Genomic DNA, 3,006 nt, shown 5'->3' with positions numbered 1-3,006 from the left:
GCCGAACCGAAAACTTCGGAGCAAACGCGAGTCAGAGCTGCGGTCAGAGTGGTCTTACCGTGGTCAACGTGGCCGATAGTGCCGACGTTAACGTGGGGAAGGGAACGATCAAACTTTTCCTTAGCCATCGATACAATCCTCCGCAGAAGAAATAGTCTTACGCTGATAAAACAAAGGCAGATATTTTCATATCTGCCTTGTTTATATGGAGCTCTTGAGCGGACTTGAACCGCTGACCTCACCCTTACCAAGGGTGTGCTCTACCAACTGAGCTACAAGAGCGAAACACATTGTGCAAAATCCGGCAAACTTGGAGCGGGTAGCGGGAATCGAACCCGCATCATCAGCTTGGAAGGCTGAGGTTCTACCACTAAACTATACCCGCGGAGCTTGCGGCTCTCGCTAAAACTGGTGGAGGGAGAAGGATTCGAACCTTCGAAGCTCTCGCAACGGATTTACAGTCCGTCCCCTTTGACCGCTCGGGAATCCCTCCAGATGTGGCCGGCATTCTATTTGTCTGCCGCCCTAGTGTCAAGCTTATTTTCAAATTTTTTCAATCAAATCTGAAGCTTAGCAACTTTGACACTGCCTCCAGCTCTACCACCTCAGTGGTGTTCCCTGTGAAGCGGGCGCCATTCTATCAAGCTATTCGCCAGTTGCAATACCCTGGCAGAAAATAATTTTATGTTTTAAGTCTTTGAAATCGTTGGAAAGAGTGGCGAGGACCGTTTGATCCAGCAAACGCTCGCTTTCCGGGGAAATCTTGAGCCAGAGGCCATCAGCGCCGGGCAGCTGCCCAGATACCGGCAATGCACTGATATCCAAGCTCAACAAGCGCTGGCGCAGGGCATCGATTTGATCTCGCCCCGCCAGGCCGCCCACCACCAGACATTCGTCGCGGCGACGGGGCGGCGTGGCCACACCCGTTTCACGCAAGAGACGAATCTCCTGCTGATTGCCTTTGTACAACGAGAGCGGGGCGACATCCTTAGCTTTTAGCGGGGCTTCCTGTTGGTGCCAGACGTAATAGAAGACGTTGAGCACCAGCAATAGCAGAAACAACCAACGCATAAACACCTCAGCTCAAAGGGCAGGCCATTGCCAAGCCAACGAATACCAAGTCGGGAACCACGCGCGCCTGCGGTGCTGCTTCACGCACCAATGGTGCATCGCCCCCAGTGAGGAATACAGTAAAGTCCTCCCCCCACAGCGAGCGTGCTTGCTCCAGCTGCGTACGAGCAAAGCCCTGCAGCATCAACACGCAGCCACGCTCGACCGCCTCGACGGTCGAGCGCCCAGGAGCGAGGCTGGTCAAGGCACGCTCCGCAGATGCGTCGTCGTAGCGGATGCGTCGAGTGTGCGTGCGCAACTGGCTGCGCATCAGTGGCATACCTGGGCAGATGTACCCCCCAAGATGCTCGCCATCAGCGCCAATGAAGTCGGCCTTGGCAGCTGTACCCAGGTCGATCACCAAGCACGCACCCTTGGCCAAGTGGAAAGCGCCCAACGCCGCGAGCCAGCGATCCATGCCCAGGCGCTGGAAATCTTCATATCCATTGCGCACCCCGGCCATCTCACGAGCCGGTTCCGCGACACGCGGCAACACAGAAAACGCCTGAGCGATCAGCGTACAGAGCGCTGCCGTTTCTTCCTCGCTGCGCACACTGACGATACGACAACCCGACAAACGCAGCGAAGCCAAAGTACCGACCTCGGCCACAAGCGCCTGATCCGAATCCACAATGCCGCCACCCACGATAGTAGCGTCGACAGCATGAATGACTCGCCATTTGATGAAGCTGTTACCGCAATCGAGCTCAAGAATCATCACGCAACCTCAAACTGAGCTCACCACCACTGAAGCTCTTCTCCACGCCATCGATCTCCAGGCGCAAGCCACCCTGCCCATCCACTCCAAGCACTACTCCATCGATCTGGGTACTGCCGGCAACAAGCGATACGTTACGCCCCTGCCATAGATGTCCTTGCTCCCATTCCTCCTGAAAAGCGGCAAAACCATAACGTCGGTGACGCGCCAGCTCGTGCTGCAGTTGCTGGCTGAGCATTGCCACCAGGCGATTACGATCGATGGGAGAGCCAACCTCACGCCGTATGGATGTCCACTGCTGATCGACCTGGACGTTTACCTGCATGTTCACATTGACGCCAATGCCAAGAACAACGTGACAGACGTCCGCCGGATCACCGACCAACTCAAGCAGGATGCCGGCGATTTTCTGCCCACGCACAAGAACATCATTAGGCCACTTGAGCCCAACTTCCTTAACACCGAAGCCTTCCAAGGTGCGCATTACCGCCAAGCCGACCACCAGACTCAGCCCTTCGAGCTGTCGCATGCCGCCTTCGACACGTAACACCAGGCTGTAGTAAAGGTTTTCCGCGAAAGGACTTACCCACTGACGACCGCGACGGCCACGCCCAGCGCTCTGTCGCTCGGCAAGCACCAGAAAGGGAGCTGCCAGCCCCTCCCCCACGAGCCGCAACCCTTCAGCGTTAGTCGAGCCGATGGTTTCGTGGATGAACATTGGCCATTGCTCACCACCAGCAAATTCGGCAATTGCCTTTGCTTCGAGCAAGGCCAAGGGCGCCGCTAGCTGATAGCCACGCCCACGAACCTTGTGAATGGTGAGATTCAGCTCACTCTCCAGATGCTGCAGCTGCTTCCAAACGGCGCTGCGGCTCACCCCGAGGGCTGCCCCCAAGGCTTCTCCGGAATGGAACCGGCCATCCTTGAGGAGATTCAACAACTTCAGCATGCCAGTCTCGACTTGGAATAAGGCTGGCATGATAGCTATGGGTAGTGGGCTTGCATAGGAAAAGGGCCGCCCGAAACGAGCCAAATACCGTGTATAAAGCCAGAAAAGACAAAACCCCTACCTGCTTGCGCAGATAGGGGTTTTGCGAAATGAATCTTGACGATGACCTACTCTCACATGGGGAAACCCCACACTACCATCGGCGATGCATCGTTTCACTACTGAGTTC

4 protein-coding genes and 3 tRNA genes are annotated in these 3,006 nt (G+C 56.0%); all 7 read right to left on the bottom strand.

The window, feature by feature from the left end; genetic code table 11:
• The coding region (locus tag EGJ09_RS18885; protein ID WP_232859055.1) for a GTP-binding protein at window positions 1–128 on the bottom strand (128 nt) is incomplete at its 3' end.
• 78 nt (window positions 129–206) lie between these two features.
• Window positions 207–282: transfer RNA gene (locus tag EGJ09_RS18880), tRNA-Thr, on the bottom strand.
• 29 nt (window positions 283–311) lie between these two features.
• A tRNA-Gly gene (locus EGJ09_RS18875) sits at window positions 312–385 on the bottom strand.
• A gap of 24 nt (window positions 386–409) precedes the next feature.
• Window positions 410–493: transfer RNA gene (locus tag EGJ09_RS18870), tRNA-Tyr, on the bottom strand.
• 152 nt (window positions 494–645) lie between these two features.
• The gene (locus EGJ09_RS18865) at window positions 646–1,071 is read right to left on the bottom strand and encodes a hypothetical protein (protein ID WP_046788138.1); all 426 of its coding nucleotides are present in this window, start codon (window positions 1,069–1,071) and stop codon (window positions 646–648) included.
• 7 nt (window positions 1,072–1,078) lie between these two features.
• Window positions 1,079–1,828 carry a pantothenate kinase gene (locus EGJ09_RS18860; protein ID WP_125924555.1) on the bottom strand — a complete coding sequence of 250 codons (750 nt, stop codon included), beginning with the start codon at window positions 1,826–1,828 and terminating at the stop codon, window positions 1,079–1,081.
• Window positions 1,818–2,777 (bottom strand): bifunctional biotin--[acetyl-CoA-carboxylase] ligase/biotin operon repressor BirA, encoded by a 960-nt coding sequence (birA, locus tag EGJ09_RS18855; protein WP_125924554.1) that lies wholly within the window; start codon window positions 2,775–2,777, stop codon window positions 1,818–1,820. The genes EGJ09_RS18860 and birA overlap by 11 nt, the downstream gene beginning before the upstream one ends.
• Window positions 2,778–3,006 lie beyond the last annotated feature (229 nt).

The organism is Pseudomonas sp. p106, assembly GCF_003936645.1.
Classification (GTDB): Bacteria; Pseudomonadota; Gammaproteobacteria; order Pseudomonadales; family Pseudomonadaceae; genus Aquipseudomonas; species Aquipseudomonas putida_E.
The sequence above is the reverse complement of the archived record's forward strand: the minus strand, read 5'-3'. Positions and strand labels throughout refer to the sequence as shown.